Here is a 14,197-nt window from a genome sequence, read left to right as displayed (position 1 = left end):
GGCTTGTATTTTCCAAAAAACTCACGTCAGCCACGGAAGCACACGGAAGACACTGAAGGAACCTTGTCGCAGAAACTCTGCCTCAGCACCTGGTGGGTGACGTGGGCTGCTGTGTGCGGCATAGGATCTTGTCCGTGTTTTTCCGTGTGCTTCCGTGGCCAATATGGTTTTTGGGGTTTATGGGACAGCAATGATATCCCCTCTGTGTCTCACCGCACGCCCAAAGAAAAAACGACGGGTCCGTAGTCGCAGCCAGGATCTGCCGGCCATGGCCTTGAAGAGCCGTTCTACCGCGCAGATCCCGCAGCTGCGCCCCGGGCTTGAACCCCGCCCGCGCGTGCTTTGTGCTACCCTCGGTGACGTGTTGAACCACTGCCGGAATCCGGTTGTCCCACTGTAACTATGCGACGCTGGCCTTTCTCTGTTCTTGCGTATATCTGTGTCGGCCTGGCCCTGGTCGGTGTGGTCGTGCCCGGCCTGCCCACGGTGCCCTTTCTGCTGGTCGCGGCCTGGTCGGGGGCGCGCGGCTCGGCCCGGTTGCACGCCTGGCTGGAAGGACATCCGCAGCTCGGTCCGCCGCTGCGGGCCTGGCGGGAGCAGGGGGCCGTGCCGGCACGGGCCAAGCTGCTCGCCGTCATCACGCTGCTGCTCAGCTGGGGGCTGCTCGTCTGGCACATGGAGGCGGCGTGGGTGCCCGTCGGCGCGGGGTTGTTCTTCACCGCCATTGCGGTGTTCCTGCTCACCCGGCCGACGCCGCGTGAGCCGGACCGTGTGGGCCGTAATCCCTAGACCTTCGGCAGTGGACTGATTTGCACATCTGGCGTACTGCGCCGCGCATACTGCGGCGCCGACGCGGCCCATGACAGCCCGAAGAGGCCGTGGCTGGAGGACGTATCATGACCAAGACCTTCGGACAGAAGATCACCTGTCTGATCGCCATGCTCTGTGGCGTGGCCGCGGTAGCGTTCGGGATCACCGCCTTCGTCTACGAGCCGCGCATGGAGATGGATCCCATCCACGCCAGCCTGATGGCATCGGCCTTCTTCTTCGGCAGCTGCGCGGTGGTGCTCCACGTCATCGGTACCACCCGGCTGAAAGGCCTCCTGTCGCACGACAGCGACGCCTGAGACACAGCCTGCCCCCCGGCTAGCCGGACGACTCCACCGGCAGGCCGGCGACCTTCCATTCCGGATAACCGTCTTCCAGGCGGCGGGCCTGCAGGCCACGCTGACGCAGGTGTGCGACGGCGTCGAAGGCCAGCACGCAATAGGGTCCGCGGCAGTAGGCGACCACCTCGCGGTCGGGGTGCAGCTCGCCCAGCCGCAACTCCAGCTCGCCCAGCGGGATGTTGATGGCGCCCGGCAGATGCCCGGCGGCGAATTCCTCCGGCGGGCGCACATCCAGGACAGTGATCTCGCCGCTGCGCACCCGCGCCAGCAGTTCGGCGGCAGGTACGGGTTCGAGGTTGTCCTTGGTATCGAGATAGGCGCTGACCAACTGCGCGACCTCGGCCAGGTGACGGTCCGCCACCCGGCGCAGGCCGTCGAGCAGCGACACCACGTCGTCCCCCGACAAGCGGTAATAGACACGCTGCCCGTCCTTACGGGGGGCGACCAGCCCCGCCTGGCGCAACTGCTGCAGATGCTGGGAGGTGTTGGCGACGCTCAGCCCCGAGACCTGGGCCAGCGCGTCCACACTGCGCTCGCCCTGGGCGAGGTATTCGATGAGTTCCAGGCGGCTGGCACTGCTCAGGGCCTTGCCGATGCGGGCGAACTGGGCAAATAAGTCGTGCTTCACATTTCCGCTTGACATGCAGGGGTCCCCCGGCTAGTGTATTCAAGCAATCAATTGAACATATAAGTATTGCCTTATTATAGGCCCCGGGGGCGGGCCTGCAACCCTGGCGAGGATGAGAGATGGAGTTCGAACAGGTCATACGCGCCCACGAGATATCCGTCCGGCTGGGCTTCTTCTTCGGGATCTTCGCCGTCATGGCGGTGTGGGAACTGGCCGCGCCGCGGCGGCGGCTCACCGAGAAGAAGTGGCTGCGCTGGGGCAACAACATCGGCCTGGTGTTCTTCAACAGCTTTTTGCTGCGCGTGCTGTTCCCCACGGCCGCGGTGGGCATGGCGCTGTTCGCGCGCGAGCAGGGCTGGGGGCTGATCAACTATCTGCAGCCGCCGTACTGGCTGGCGGTGCTCGCGGCGGTGATCATCCTGGACTTCTTCATCTGGCTGCAGCACGTCATGGTGCACGCCGTGCCGCTGCTGTGGCGGTTGCACCGCGTCCACCACGCTGATCTGGATATCGACGTCACCACCGGCTCACGCTTCCACCCGCTGGAGATCCTGCTGTCGATGGGCATCAAGTTCGCGGTGATCGCGCTGCTCGGCCCGCCGGTGCTGGCGGTGATCGTATTCGAGATCCTGCTGAACGCGACCTCCATGTTCAACCACAGCAATGTGCGTATGCCGATCGCTGTCGATCGGGTGCTGCGTCTGTTCGTGGTGACGCCGGACATGCACCGTGTGCACCACTCGATCGACGACGACGAGACCAACAGCAACTTCGGTTTCAATCTGCCCTGGTGGGACCGCCTGTTCGGTACCTACCGTGCCCAGCCGCGCGCCGGCCACGAGGGCATGACCATCGGCATCCGGACCTTCCGCGATAGCAGATGGTGCTCCTGGCTCACGGGCATGCTGGCGATCCCCTTTGTCGGCAGGATCAGCGAATACGTCATCAACCGCCGTTCATGGGACATCAAGCCATGAATCCAAAACCTGCAGGCGCCACGAAAGCACACGGGAAAACACGGACCAGGATTTTCTTCGTGGCAAAAAGGGGCCTTGGCGGTGCCTTGCGGGTTCTTCCGCGTGCTGCCGTGGCCGAAATGAGTTTTTCAGCATGAACGCAAAAGTACTGCGCATCCTGTTGTCCGTCGTGCTGCTCGCCGGCGTCGTGCTGGCGGTGCTGTACCGTGACCACTTCGATGCCCAGGCGCTGGCGACCTGGACGGAAGAAGCGGGACCCGCGGCGCCGTTGCTGTTCATACTGATCTATGCCGTGGCCACGGTGTTGTTCCTGCCCGGGTCGGTGATCACCCTGGCCGGTGGCGCCCTCTTCGGGCCGGTGTTCGGCACCTTCTACAACCTCACCGGCGCGACGCTTGGCGCGACGCTGGCCTTCCTGGTATCGCGTTATCTCGCCTCGGAGTGGGTGGCGAGCCGTGCCGGCGGGCGCCTCAAACAGCTCATCCACGGGGTGGAGGAGGAGGGCTGGCGCTTCGTCGCCTTCGTGCGTCTGGTGCCGCTGTTCCCATTCAATCTGCTCAACTACGCGCTGGGCCTGACGCGCATCCCGCTGCTCCAGTATGTCATCGCCAGCTACATCTGCATGTTGCCGGGCGCAATCGCCTACACCTACCTCGGCTACGCCGGCCGCGAGGCCGTCGCCGGCGGCGAGGGCCTGATCCAGAAGGGCTTGCTGGCACTCGCGCTGCTGGCGGCGGTCGCCTTCCTGCCGCGGCTGATCGGCCGGCTGCGCAAGCCGCCGATGCTCGCGATCCCTGAACTCAAGCGCCGCCTCGACACCAACGAGGACGTGCTGGTGCTGGACGTGCGCGCATCTGACGATTACCGCGGCGAGCTCGGACATATCCCCGGTGCCACGCACATCCCGCTGAACGAGCTGGGTGCGCGCATGCACGAACTGGATGCGTATCAGGAAAGACCCATCGTCACGGTCTGTCGTACCGATCGTATGTCGACGACTGCGGCACAGCTGCTCGCGCAGCAGGGGTTTTCAAACGTGGTCGTCGCCCGCCTGGGCATGACCGATTGGAACCGGCACGGCTACCCGGTGGAGCGCTGCTGACGGTGGCACAGTCAGCCGCAGTCGATGGGGGTGAACGATGATTCTGTTCGTATTGATCGCGGGGGCGGCGACCGGCTTGCTGCTCGGTATCATGGGCAGCGGCGGTGCGATCGTGACCGTGCCGGCACTGCTGTATCTGCTGCATGTCGAGCCGAAGTCCGCCATCGCCATGAGCCTCGGCATCATCGCCATCACCGCGACCATCGCGGCCATCCAGTCCTGGCGCTGCGGTAACGTCAATCTGCGCGTCACGCTGATCTTCGGCCTGTTCGGTGCAGTGGGCACCTATGGCGGCGCACGGCTGGGTGTGGTGCTGCCGGTCGTGTTGCAACTCACACTGTTCGCGCTGGTGATGTATGTCGCTGCCTGGCGCATGCTCAAGGCACCGCCACCGCGCCGTTCCGTGGGCGCGCTCGCGGTGGGTGATCTCGCCGTGAGTGCATGCGAAAGCGGTGATGCTACCCATTTCCCCTATCTGCGCATCGCCACCCATGGCGTCCTGGTGGGGATGCTGGCCGGGGTGGTCGGCGTCGGTGGGGGCTTTCTGATCGTGCCGGCGCTGGTACTGCTGTCGGGGCTGTCGATGAAGCGTGCCGTGGGCACCTCGCTCAGCATTGTCGCCTTTCAGTCCACCGCCGGCTTTGCGGGCTATGCCGGTGCCGTATCGATCGATTACCCATTGCTGGCAGGCTTCACTGCAGTCGCCGTCGCCGCGAGTTTCCTGGGTGCCTGGATCGGCCAGCGGATGGAGCAGCAGCGACTCAAGCGCAGCTTCGGCGTGTTCCTGATCCTGGTCGCCACCTATATCCTCATCCGGAATCTGGTGTAGACCATGTCCGCACCGGTCTATCTGGACTATAACGCCACGACGCCGGTCGATGCGCGTGTCGTTGATGCGATGTTGCCCTATCTGCGGGAGCATTTCGGCAATCCCTCCTCGGCACATGGCTATGGCGAGTCCGCACATACTGCGGTGGAGGTGGCACGCGGGCAGGTCGCCGTACTGATCGGCGCCCGGCCGGAAGAGATCGTCTTCACCGGCTGCGCGACCGAGGCCAACAACCTGGCCATCCGCGGCGTGGCGCAGGCCTTGCGTCAGCGCGGCGCACATATCGTCACCAGCGCGGTCGAGCATCCCTCCGTAATCGCACCCTGTGAGCACCTGCGCAGTGCCGGTTGGGAGGTGACCGTGGTGCCGGCGGACCAGTACGGTCGCGTCGATCCCGACCGGGTTGCCGCAGCCGTGCGCAGCGACACCGTGCTGGTCAGCGTGATGCATGCCAACAACGAGGTCGGCAGCATTCAGCCGCTGGCGGAGATCGCGGCCCTCACCCGGGCGCGCGGCATCGTGCTGCATACCGACACCGCCCAGTCCGTCGGCAAGATCCCGGTGGCGGTGGACGTTCTGGATGTGGATCTGCTGACGCTGGCGGGGCACAAGTTCTACGCCACCAAGGGTGTGGGCGCCCTGTACGTGCGGACCGGTACAGCGATCGAGCCGGTCCTGGTCGGAGCCGGCCATGAGCGCGGTCTGCGGCCGGGGACGGAGAACGTGCCGGCACTGGTCGGGCTCGGTGCGGCGGCGCAGCTGGCGGCACAGTCGCTGGACGACGAGGCCGCGCACCTCCGCACGCTGCGTGAGCGCCTGCACACGGCGCTGGCGGCGGCGATCCCCGGGCTCGCGCTCAACGGCCACCCCGAATTCCGTCTGCCGAACACACTCAATGTGTCCTTCCCCGGGGTCAGTGGTCGCGAACTGCTGGCGCGGGCACAGGCGGATGTGGCCGCGTCGGTGGGGTCGGCCTGTCACGCGGATGCTATCGCCGTGAGCGGCGTCCTGGGTGCGATGGGCGTGTCACCCGCACGGGCGCAGGGCGCGGTGCGCCTGTCGCTCGGGCGCATGACCCGTGACGAGGATACGGACCGGGCGGCCAGGGCGCTGATCGCCGCCTGGCGGGACGGTGCAACGCGCGCCGCAGGCAGCGCTGGGTTATGAAGTACATCGCCATCAGCATCCGAACGGGCCGCCGCGACCGGGCAGCGGGCGCGGCTCGCTGCAGATGCTGACGGTCGGAACCGGGGACAGCACACCGCGTGACGCGCTGGTCGTCACAAGTGAGGTGGTATGACTGCGCATGAGATGAAGCTGGAACAGCCCATCCACTACCTGCCGCGGCCGCTCGCCGCCACGCAGCAGGACTCGCTGCCCGGACGCTACAGCGCGGCCATACAGTGGCTCAGCATGATCGCCTTCACCCTGGCATTCGTCGGCTGGCTGAACGAGAGCTGGTTGATGCTGTTCGAGAATCCCATCTGGCTCAACCGCTATACCGAGTATGCATTGATCCTCGGCTTCGGTATCTGGCGCATCGCCGCCGAGCGCAATCCCTACACCCGCAAACGATTCATCATCCTGGTGGCCATGGTCACGGTGTTCTGGTGGCTGATCCCCTGGCTGACGCCGTTCTACGAACCCTACGTCGGCTACCTGTGGGGACAACCGGTGTTCCCGGCGCTGCACGTGCCCGGCACGATCACCTTCTTCCTGGTCCTGGCGGCAGTGTTCCTGTTCGGCCGGCGGGTGATCTGCGGCTTCAACTGCCCGTGCGTGGGTATCCGCGAGACCGTCGGCTTCGCCTTCCGCGACCGCACCGTGCGCGGCAAATGGGCGTGGCGGCTGCACCACAGCAAGTGGTTCTTCTTCGCCTATTACGTCGGCGTGATGGTCGTCACCCAGTATCCCCCCAGCGCCTGGACGGTGAGCTTCGTCGGCGGCTTCTACGCGCTGGTCGGGCTGACCTATTTCGGCACGTTCTTCGTCGCCCCCGTGGTGGGCAATCGCTTCTATTGCCGCTATCTCTGTCCCTATGGGGCGACCTTCGGACTGCTCAATCATGCCGGCTTCTACGACCTGAAACTCGACGCCGACAAGTGCAACGACTGCCGCCGGTGTGAAGAGGTCTGCGACATGGGCATCCCGGTCTGGGAGCAGGGCAAGGCGCACGGACGTGTCACCGGGCTGGAGGACTGCATGGGCTGTGCGCGCTGCGTGGTGTCCTGCCCCACGGATGCATTGGAAATCCGTGACGTGCGCAATCTGTTCCGGCCCGGGCTGGTGCAGAACGCCAGCCATCTGCTCAAGCGCGCCCCCGCCACGCCGGTACCGCGCCGTGATCTGGAGACGCGTCCGGCGGCCGCGCGCCGCGGCGACTGGGACGAGATCCAGCGGCCGCCGGCCAGCGCCTGGATCGCGGAACAGGCCGCGCGCTGCCTCGATTGCGGCGTACCCGGCTGCCGCAGTGCCTGCCCCCTGTCCAACCGGATCCCCGACTGGCTGCAGGCGGCCGCGCGCGGTGACCTCATCGGCGCCGCCGGAATCGCGCATGCCACCAACCCGCTGCCGGAGATCTGTGGCCGGCTGTGCCCGCAACAGCGTCTGTGCGAGGGCGGCTGCACCCTGGCGCCGGATGGCAATGCCGTCGCCATTGGCGCCATCGAGCGGGCCATCACCGATCACGCGCTGGCGCAGGGTTGGCGGCCGGCCCGCGCAGACGAACGGAAAAACACTCGCCACGGAAGCCGCGGAACGACACGCAATGATTCAGGACCGGTAGCCAAGTCTTCCGTGTCGTTCCGTGGCTTCCGCCGCCATACCCTTTCCGTCGCCGTGATCGGTGCGGGGCCGGCGGGGCTCGCCTGTGCCGAACGCCTGGCACGCGCGGGCGTCACGGTCCGCGTGTACGACCGCGAGCCGCACATCGGCGGTCTGCTCGTCAGCGGTGTGCCGCCTTTCAAGCTCGAAGCGGAGGTGCTCGCACGGCGCGAGGCGGTGCTGCGCGGACTGGGTATCGAATTCGTCCTGGGCGTCGCGGTCGATGCGCCGCGGGTGCGCGCCCTGCGCGCGCGTCATGCCGCCGTGTTCATCGGCACCGGTGCGCAACGGCCGCATCCGGTGGATCTGCCGGGGCACGCCCTGAGCGGCGTGTACGACGGGCTGGGCTTTCTGCGCGCGGCACAGACCGGTGCCATGACACTGCAGGGCCGCCGCGTCGTGGTGCTGGGCGGTGGCGATACGGCGATGGATTGCGCGCGCAGCGCACTGCGCCTGGGCGCGGCGGTCAGGGTCGCCTATCGCGGCGCGGAAGAGCGACTGCGCGCCGCACCACGCGAGGCCGGGGCCGCCCGCGACGAGGGGGCGGAATTTCTGTTCGAGCATACCCCGCTCGCCATCGAGGGCGATGACCAGGTCAACGGCCTGCGTTGCGCGACGCCCGCCGGCGAGCGGCGACTGGACTGCGATGCGGTCGTCTTTGCCTTCGGTGTCGCCGCCGATCCACCCGACTGGCTGGCCACACTCGACATCGCCACGGATACCGAGGGTCTGATCCGCATCGATGCCGCCGGACGGACGTCGCAGCCGGGTATCTTCGCGGGCGGCGACAACACGCATGGCCCGGATCTGGTGGTCACGGCACTGGCGGCCGGTCGCCGCGCCGCCGAGGCGATCCTCGATGATTCCAGTCTATGGAAAAAGGCGCGCCGCGCGCTGACCCCACGACCCCGCTATGGCGCCGCGGTCACCCTGCAGACGGTGGCGGCGCGCGCCTCGGCGCCCGCGGAGGGCGCATGAGGCGCGCGGCGGCCATAGCGATATCCGGCCTCTTGTGGTTCCTGGTCATACCTGCGGCCCAGGCCAGCCACGAATGGGCCGGCATGGACTTCTGCAGCGGCCATCACGACACGGCGCACTGCCTCGATCCGGACACGCTGACGGAGCTGCACGGGCACGCTGATGACGATCGGCTGGCGGTCGATTCACAGGCTGGCGCTGGCGTGGCGTCGACCGGGGTCACTCCGACCGGTGCCGGTGTACCGCAGCACGGCCCGGGACGGCTGGGTTGGCTGACACCGTTTTTTGCACTGGCCGGGTTGGGACTGTGGCGCTGGTGGGCACGCCGGCGCGGGCGGGAATCCAGCCAATATGATCCATTGCACTGGTGGAACTCGTTGCGCCCGGGACGTCATGACAGGGGCGGACGATGAAGCGACCTGGGTACATCTGGATCACCCTGGCGCTGATCGCGCTGTTGGTGCCGGCCGGCTACGCCTATGTCGCCTGGAGCAAGGGCGGCACCGGTGCCGGCCTGTATTCGCGCCTGTGGGAACCCGAGCCGGTGGCCGCCTACTGGCATCCCGAGCGCTTCTACGATTCTGTGCAGACTGTCAGCGGCAGCTTCGACGGCAAGCAGTGCGTGAGCTGCCATGAGGGCGTGACGCCGGGTATCGTCAAGGACTGGCAGGCCAGCCTGCACGCACGCCGGCGCAGCCACGGCGAACCGGTGTACTGCAACAGTTGTCACGGTAGCGATCACAGTGCGCTGCACATGCCTACGCCCCAGGTATGCGCCGGCTGCCACCCCGGGCGCGTGGCCGAGTTCGAGGATGAGAAGCGCTTCGGCTTCCCCAGTCATGCCCTGGCCATGGAGCGGGCCGTGGACGCCAAACATTTCGTCGACAAGCCCAAGGCCGAGGTGCAGGCCTGTATCCAGTGTCATTCGGTGGCGACCAAGTGCGACTCCTGCCACACGCGGCACAAATTCTCCGCCGCCGAGGCGCGCCGGCCGGAGGCCTGCATCACCTGTCACAGCGGGCCACCGCACCCGGACGACGAGACCTACTTCCACTCGCTGCACGGCCAGATCTACCTGGCCGAGGGTGTCAAATGGGACTGGTCGAAGCCACTCACCAAGGGCAATTACCGCACCCCGACCTGTGCCTACTGCCACATGCGGGAGGGTAAGCATCAGGTGGCGGACAAGACCATCTGGAAGTTCGGCCTGCAGCAGGTCAATCCGCTCACCTCCAGCAACGAGGTCAAGCGCCGTGCCTGGATCGAGGTGTGCAGCGATTGCCACGATGCGCAGTGGTCGGCGCAGCAGTTGCGTGGCCTGGATGCGGAGCGCACACGGGCCTGGAGCAAACTGTATGCGGCGGAAGATGTACTCAAGGCACTGCGTCGTGACGATCTGCTGCACCCCGGTGCCGGCGAGCGGCCACCCTATGCCACGGACTGGCTGGACAGCCTCTGGCCACGGGCGCGCATCGGCTATATGGAGGGGCAATCCTCGGCCTTCTACAATGTCTCGCCGATCGAGCGCGACTATTTCGAGATGTGGTACTTCGACAATCTCGCCGCCTACAAGGGCGCGGCGCATTCTGCACCGGAGTATGCCGCCGCCGCACACCACCGTCTGGATGAGGATCTCGCCGCGCTGCTGATCGCCGCCGATACTCTGCGCACCCTGGGCGAGGCCGAACAGGAGCGCACCGGCGGACGGGCCGATCCCGGGGATTTCTGGATCGACGGTGAATACACGTCGTACAACCGGGTACACAACTGATGGTCCGTGACGTGCGCGGCAGGCCCCGTGATGCGGATGCGCTCGGCCAGGCGTGGTCAGCGGCGCGCCGCCGTGGCCGCCGCTGGGGCGCTTGCGCGGTCATACTGGTGCTGCTCGGCGGTCCTGCGCAGGCCGCCGAGCGCCCCGGCGGACCGGTGGCCGATGCCGGGCAATGCGTCAGTTGCCATGCGGCGATACAGCCGGCGCTGGTGGCGGCATGGCGGGGCAGCGGCCATGGCTCCGGCGGCGCCAGTTGCATGGACTGCCATGGCGCGGTCCACGACGGCGGTGTGAAGGCGCGCCACGATCAGACGTGTAGCGGCTGTCACGGCGGGACACAGGCGCCGGTGGCGCACAGCTATGCGACCTCCAAGCACGGCGTGATCGTCAAGCTGGAGGCCCCGCATTGGGACTGGACGCGGCCGCTGTGCAGCGCCAACTACCGCGCGCCCGGCTGTGCCTACTGCCATCTGCACACCGCTGAACACGATACGCGGCGCCGGATCGTGCCGCACGCTACGGAGCCCGCGTCGGACGTGGCCCAGCGGGCCCGTGATGCAATGAACGCGGTCTGTTACGATTGCCACGCACCGCGCTACGTCGGCCGGCTGGGCGAGGGCGGGGAGCGCATGCTGGGCATCGCCCGGATGAAGCAGCGCGAGGCGCACAGCCTGGTCGAGGCCACCCGGGACGAACATACGGATATGGAATTGGCGCAGGCACTGGCCGTACTGGCGCGGATGGGGCGGCATGTACAGAACGTGGGGCTGGGTGTCGGCCATCAGTCGCCCGATTATCAATGGTGGCATGGACAGGCGGCCCTGGACGGCGACCTGCTGCGTATCAAAGGCGAGGTCAGCCGGTTGCGACGCATTCGGGAAATGGCTGCTGCCGGCCGGGAGGCCGACGCAGTGGGAATGGACGCGCACCCGCCGGCGTCCAATCCCTTGACGAGTAGTACTTCGCAGTGAGATTCCACAAGGAGAGCGTGCCATGATGGCAAGACTGGGTTCCTGGATATTGGCGCTGGTGTGCATCGCCGGCACGGTGCAGGCCGAGAATGTGCAGCTGCAGCACGGCGATCTGACATTGAACGCGAATCTGGCGGCCGCACAGGAGGGCTGGCAGGACGGGCCGGTGTTGTTGATCACCCACGGCACCCTGGGGCACAACGGCATGGAGATCATCGCGACCCTCCAGGATCTGTTCGCCGAACAGGCCATCAGCTCACTCGCGATCACCCTGAGCCTCGGCCTGGACGATCGTGAGGGCATGTACGACTGCGCCGTGCCGCATACCCATCAGCATACGGATGCACTGGACGAGATCGGCCTGTGGCGCGATTGGCTCAAGACGCAGGGCGTGCGGGAGATCATCCTGGTCGGACATTCGCGCGGCGGCAACCAGACCGCGTGGTTCGCGGCCGAACGCCCCGAGCCGGCCGTCCGCGGGGTGGTGCTGATTGCGCCGGCGACCTGGAGCGAGGCCGCTGCCAATGCGGAGTACCGCCAGCGCTACGCGACGGAACTGGCCGCCGTACTGACGTCGGCGCAGCAACGGGTCGACACCGGCAAGGGCGATACCTGGCTGGAGCCGACCGGCTTTCTCTATTGTGCCGATGCCCAGGTCCAGGCACGGACCTTCACGTCCTATTACACCCCCGACCACCGTCTGGACACGCCCATCCTGCTCGGTGACATTGATGTGCCGGTGCTGGTCATCGCCGGAAGCGCCGACGAGGTCGTCCCGGACGTGGCGGAGAAGGTCGGGCCCCTGGCCGACGGCCAACGCATCCGCCTGGAGGTCATCGACGGAGCAGACCACTTCTTCCGCGATCTGTACGCGGACGACGTGGTGGAGGCCGCCCGCAGCTTCATCGATACGCTGTAGATGTACCTCACGCCCGCGGCCGCGCAACGCTACGCGGCCTGGTACAGCAGCGCCCGCGGTCGCTGGATCGCCGCGCTCGAAGACGCGCTGATGCTGGCGCTGCTGCGACCGGTGGTGCCGGGGACGCTGTTGGACGTGGGCAGCGGTACGGGCGAGTTCAGCCGGCGCTTCGCCGCGGCGGGGCTGGCTGTCGTCAGTCTCGACATCGATGCCGCCATGCTCGGGGTCGCGCGCCACAGTGCCCCGGAGCTGCCGGCCGTCCGCGGCAGTGCGCTGGCACTGCCGTTCGACGCGGGCAGCTTCGATTATGCCGCCGCCGTGACCAGTCTGTGCTTCGTGGAGCCACCCGCGCAGGCACTGGCCGAACTCTGGCGGGTCTGTCGTCGCGGTGTGGTACTGGGATTGTTGAACCGCCGCAGTCTGCTCTATCACCGCGAGCAGGGGCAGGGCGGTTACCGGGGCGCGCGCTGGGATCGCGCGGCCGACGTGATACGCTGGAGCGCCGGTCTGCAACCGCGGCCGCGACTGTCGTTCGGCAGTGCCGTATTCTTCCCCGGCGGTGGCCGTTGTGCGCGCTGGATCGAACCGCACATACCCACTACGGCCAGCTGGGGCGGCTTCCTCGCGGTGGCGCTCCACAAGACCTGATGCATCGACGAACCACCGGAGACCACACGCATGCATGCAACCCTGCCGCTACTGCAGCAGACTGATTTTCCGCCCTTGCGACGCAACCGGCTGGAAACGCTGCAGGTCAATCTCGGCTACCGCTGTAACCAGGCCTGCCTGCACTGTCACGTGAACGCCGGCCCCACACGGCGCGAGTCCATGAACGCGGAGAACATCGCACTGGTGCTGGACTTCATGCGGACGGCCGGTGTCCGCGTGCTGGATCTCACCGGTGGTGCGCCGGAGCTGAACCCGCATTTCCGTAGGCTGGTCACGGCGGCGCGCGAGCTCGGGGTGCAGGTCGTAGACCGCTGCAATCTCACCATTCTGGAGGAGCCCGGGCAGGAAGATCTGGCGGAATTTCTTGCCACGCAGCAGGTCGAGGTCATCGCCTCGCTGCCCTGCTATCTGCAGGAGAACGTCGACCGCCAGCGGGGCACGGGCGTGTATGCTGCGAGCCTGCGCGGACTGCGGCGTCTCAATGCGCTCGGTTATGGTCGTGCGGACAGCGGTCTGCTGCTGCACCTCATGTACAACCCCAGTGGGCCGATGCTGCCGCCGGCGCAGCACGCCCTGGAGGGCGACTACCGCCGCGAGCTGCGCGCGCGCGCGGGCGTGGAATTCAACCGGCTCTACGTACTCGCCAACATGCCCATCCAGCGCTTCGGCAGCACGCTGGTGTCGCGGGGCGAGTTCCGCGACTACATGGCGTTGCTGCGCGGGGCGCACCGCGCCGAGAATCTCGCTGGCGTGATGTGCCGCTCGCTGCTCAGTATCGACTGGCAGGGTCAGGTCTACGACTGCGATTTCAACCAGATGCTCGGTGTCGGCCTGGGCGGCCGCCGCCGGCACCTCCGCGAGCTGATCGGCGCCGCGCTGGAAGGCACCGCGATCGCGGTCGCCGATCACTGCTACGGCTGCACCGCCGGCCAGGGTGCGAGCTGCGGCGGTGCGCTCAACCCGCCCGCGTGATGCACGCGGGCACCACGGTTCAAAGGACGTAGTAGCCACGGAAGCGTACGGAAAAATCTTGATGGCCACGGAAACACACGGAAGTACACGGAATGTAAAATCCGTCAGGTCGACCTCTTTCGTGCCTGCTCGTGTGTTCTTGTGGCAGATGTTTGGCCCGTCCTGTGCCTGTGAGGGGCCGATCGTGTAGGGTGCGTCGGCGCCAGCGACGCACCGTGGCGCGGAACCTGGTGCGTCAGGCTGCGCCTCGACGCACCCTACCGGTCTGCTGAGGGGACCCTGCGGACGGATTTATTGCGTTTTCAACAATGGATTTTTTCCGTGTTGTTCCGTGTGTTTCCGTGGCCAAAAAAGGTTTTGTCTGTGTTGGTCCGTGGATTCCGTGGCCA

Annotated in this window: 14 protein-coding genes; 13 read left to right on the top strand and 1 reads right to left on the bottom strand. The window is 66.7% G+C overall.

The genetic code is table 11. The features are described 5' to 3' along the window. Window positions 1–402: 402 nt before the first annotated feature. The gene (locus tag K8I04_15175; GenBank protein MBZ0073057.1) at window positions 403–789 is read left to right on the top strand and encodes a YbaN family protein; all 387 of its coding nucleotides are present in this window, start codon (window positions 403–405) and stop codon (window positions 787–789) included. A gap of 107 nt (window positions 790–896) precedes the next feature. After that, a complete protein-coding gene (locus tag K8I04_15170) occupies window positions 897–1,127 on the top strand; it encodes a hypothetical protein (GenBank protein MBZ0073056.1) in 231 nt (76 codons plus the stop codon). Window positions 1,128–1,146: 19 nt separating this feature from the next. Here the strand turns inward: K8I04_15170 and K8I04_15165 are convergent, their stop codons facing one another. Next, window positions 1,147–1,812: a metalloregulator ArsR/SmtB family transcription factor gene (locus K8I04_15165; GenBank protein MBZ0073055.1), complete on the bottom strand. Its 666-nt coding sequence runs from the start codon at window positions 1,810–1,812 to the stop codon at window positions 1,147–1,149. Between the two features lie 104 nt (window positions 1,813–1,916). Between K8I04_15165 and K8I04_15160 the strand changes: the two genes are divergently transcribed. The 11 genes from K8I04_15160 to arsS all read left to right on the top strand — a co-directional run bounded on the left by K8I04_15160 (window position 1,917) and on the right by arsS (window position 13,808). After that, window positions 1,917–2,774, top strand: a complete 858-nt coding sequence (locus K8I04_15160; protein MBZ0073054.1) for a sterol desaturase family protein — start codon at window positions 1,917–1,919, stop codon at window positions 2,772–2,774. 133 nt (window positions 2,775–2,907) lie between these two features. Beyond that, entirely contained in the window at window positions 2,908–3,876 is a 969-nt protein-coding gene (locus tag K8I04_15155) for a VTT domain-containing protein (protein MBZ0073053.1), read from the top strand. Window positions 3,877–3,913: 37 nt separating this feature from the next. Continuing rightward, entirely contained in the window at window positions 3,914–4,705 is a 792-nt protein-coding gene (locus K8I04_15150; GenBank protein ID MBZ0073052.1) for a sulfite exporter TauE/SafE family protein, read from the top strand. Between the two features lie 3 nt (window positions 4,706–4,708). Then, window positions 4,709–5,872 (top strand): cysteine desulfurase, encoded by a 1,164-nt coding sequence (locus tag K8I04_15145; GenBank protein ID MBZ0073051.1) that lies wholly within the window; start codon window positions 4,709–4,711, stop codon window positions 5,870–5,872. A 129-nt stretch (window positions 5,873–6,001) separates the two neighbouring features. Further along, window positions 6,002–8,506 (top strand): FAD-dependent oxidoreductase, encoded by a 2,505-nt coding sequence (locus K8I04_15140; GenBank protein MBZ0073050.1) that lies wholly within the window; start codon window positions 6,002–6,004, stop codon window positions 8,504–8,506. Continuing rightward, window positions 8,503–8,919, top strand: a complete 417-nt coding sequence (locus K8I04_15135) for a hypothetical protein (protein ID MBZ0073049.1) — start codon at window positions 8,503–8,505, stop codon at window positions 8,917–8,919. Before K8I04_15140 ends, K8I04_15135 begins: the two co-directional genes overlap by 4 nt. Further along, entirely contained in the window at window positions 8,916–10,277 is a 1,362-nt protein-coding gene (locus K8I04_15130; protein MBZ0073048.1) for a hydroxylamine oxidoreductase, read from the top strand. The genes K8I04_15135 and K8I04_15130 overlap by 4 nt, the downstream gene beginning before the upstream one ends. Then, the gene (locus tag K8I04_15125; GenBank protein ID MBZ0073047.1) at window positions 10,277–11,248 is read left to right on the top strand and encodes a hypothetical protein; all 972 of its coding nucleotides are present in this window, start codon (window positions 10,277–10,279) and stop codon (window positions 11,246–11,248) included. The genes K8I04_15130 and K8I04_15125 overlap by 1 nt, the downstream gene beginning before the upstream one ends. 22 nt (window positions 11,249–11,270) lie before the next feature. Next, window positions 11,271–12,167: an alpha/beta hydrolase gene (locus K8I04_15120; protein MBZ0073046.1), complete on the top strand. Its 897-nt coding sequence runs from the start codon at window positions 11,271–11,273 to the stop codon at window positions 12,165–12,167. Then, complete coding sequence (locus tag K8I04_15115; protein MBZ0073045.1) at window positions 12,168–12,815, top strand: methyltransferase domain-containing protein; 648 nt, start codon at window positions 12,168–12,170, stop codon at window positions 12,813–12,815. A gap of 30 nt (window positions 12,816–12,845) precedes the next feature. Further along, window positions 12,846–13,808, top strand: a complete 963-nt coding sequence (arsS, locus tag K8I04_15110) for an arsenosugar biosynthesis radical SAM protein ArsS (GenBank protein MBZ0073044.1) — start codon at window positions 12,846–12,848, stop codon at window positions 13,806–13,808. Window positions 13,809–14,197: the final 389 nt, after the last annotated feature.

The organism is Gammaproteobacteria bacterium, assembly GCA_019911805.1.
Taxonomy (GTDB): Bacteria; Pseudomonadota; Gammaproteobacteria; order Thiohalobacterales; family Thiohalobacteraceae; genus JAHJQQ01.
The sequence above is the reverse complement of the archived record's forward strand: the minus strand, read 5'-3'. Positions and strand labels throughout refer to the sequence as shown.

Bases quoted from the DNA above. Each gene is read 5' to 3' on its own strand.
- K8I04_15175 (MBZ0073057.1), top strand. From the start codon at position 403: ATGCGACGCTGGCCTTTCTCTGTTCTTGCGTATATCTGTGTCGGCCTG.
- K8I04_15170 (MBZ0073056.1), top strand. From the start codon at position 897: ATGACCAAGACCTTCGGACAGAAGATCACCTGTCTGATCGCCATGCTC.
- K8I04_15165 (MBZ0073055.1), bottom strand. From the start codon at position 1,812: ATGTCAAGCGGAAATGTGAAGCACGACTTATTTGCCCAGTTCGCCCGC.
- K8I04_15160 (MBZ0073054.1), top strand. From the start codon at position 1,917: ATGGAGTTCGAACAGGTCATACGCGCCCACGAGATATCCGTCCGGCTG.
- K8I04_15155 (MBZ0073053.1), top strand. From the start codon at position 2,908: ATGAACGCAAAAGTACTGCGCATCCTGTTGTCCGTCGTGCTGCTCGCC.
- K8I04_15150 (MBZ0073052.1), top strand. From the start codon at position 3,914: ATGATTCTGTTCGTATTGATCGCGGGGGCGGCGACCGGCTTGCTGCTC.
- K8I04_15145 (MBZ0073051.1), top strand. From the start codon at position 4,709: ATGTCCGCACCGGTCTATCTGGACTATAACGCCACGACGCCGGTCGAT.
- K8I04_15140 (MBZ0073050.1), top strand. From the start codon at position 6,002: ATGACTGCGCATGAGATGAAGCTGGAACAGCCCATCCACTACCTGCCG.
- K8I04_15135 (MBZ0073049.1), top strand. From the start codon at position 8,503: ATGAGGCGCGCGGCGGCCATAGCGATATCCGGCCTCTTGTGGTTCCTG.
- K8I04_15130 (MBZ0073048.1), top strand. From the start codon at position 8,916: ATGAAGCGACCTGGGTACATCTGGATCACCCTGGCGCTGATCGCGCTG.
- K8I04_15125 (MBZ0073047.1), top strand. From the start codon at position 10,277: ATGGTCCGTGACGTGCGCGGCAGGCCCCGTGATGCGGATGCGCTCGGC.
- K8I04_15120 (MBZ0073046.1), top strand. From the start codon at position 11,271: ATGATGGCAAGACTGGGTTCCTGGATATTGGCGCTGGTGTGCATCGCC.
- K8I04_15115 (MBZ0073045.1), top strand. From the start codon at position 12,168: ATGTACCTCACGCCCGCGGCCGCGCAACGCTACGCGGCCTGGTACAGC.
- arsS (MBZ0073044.1), top strand. From the start codon at position 12,846: ATGCATGCAACCCTGCCGCTACTGCAGCAGACTGATTTTCCGCCCTTG.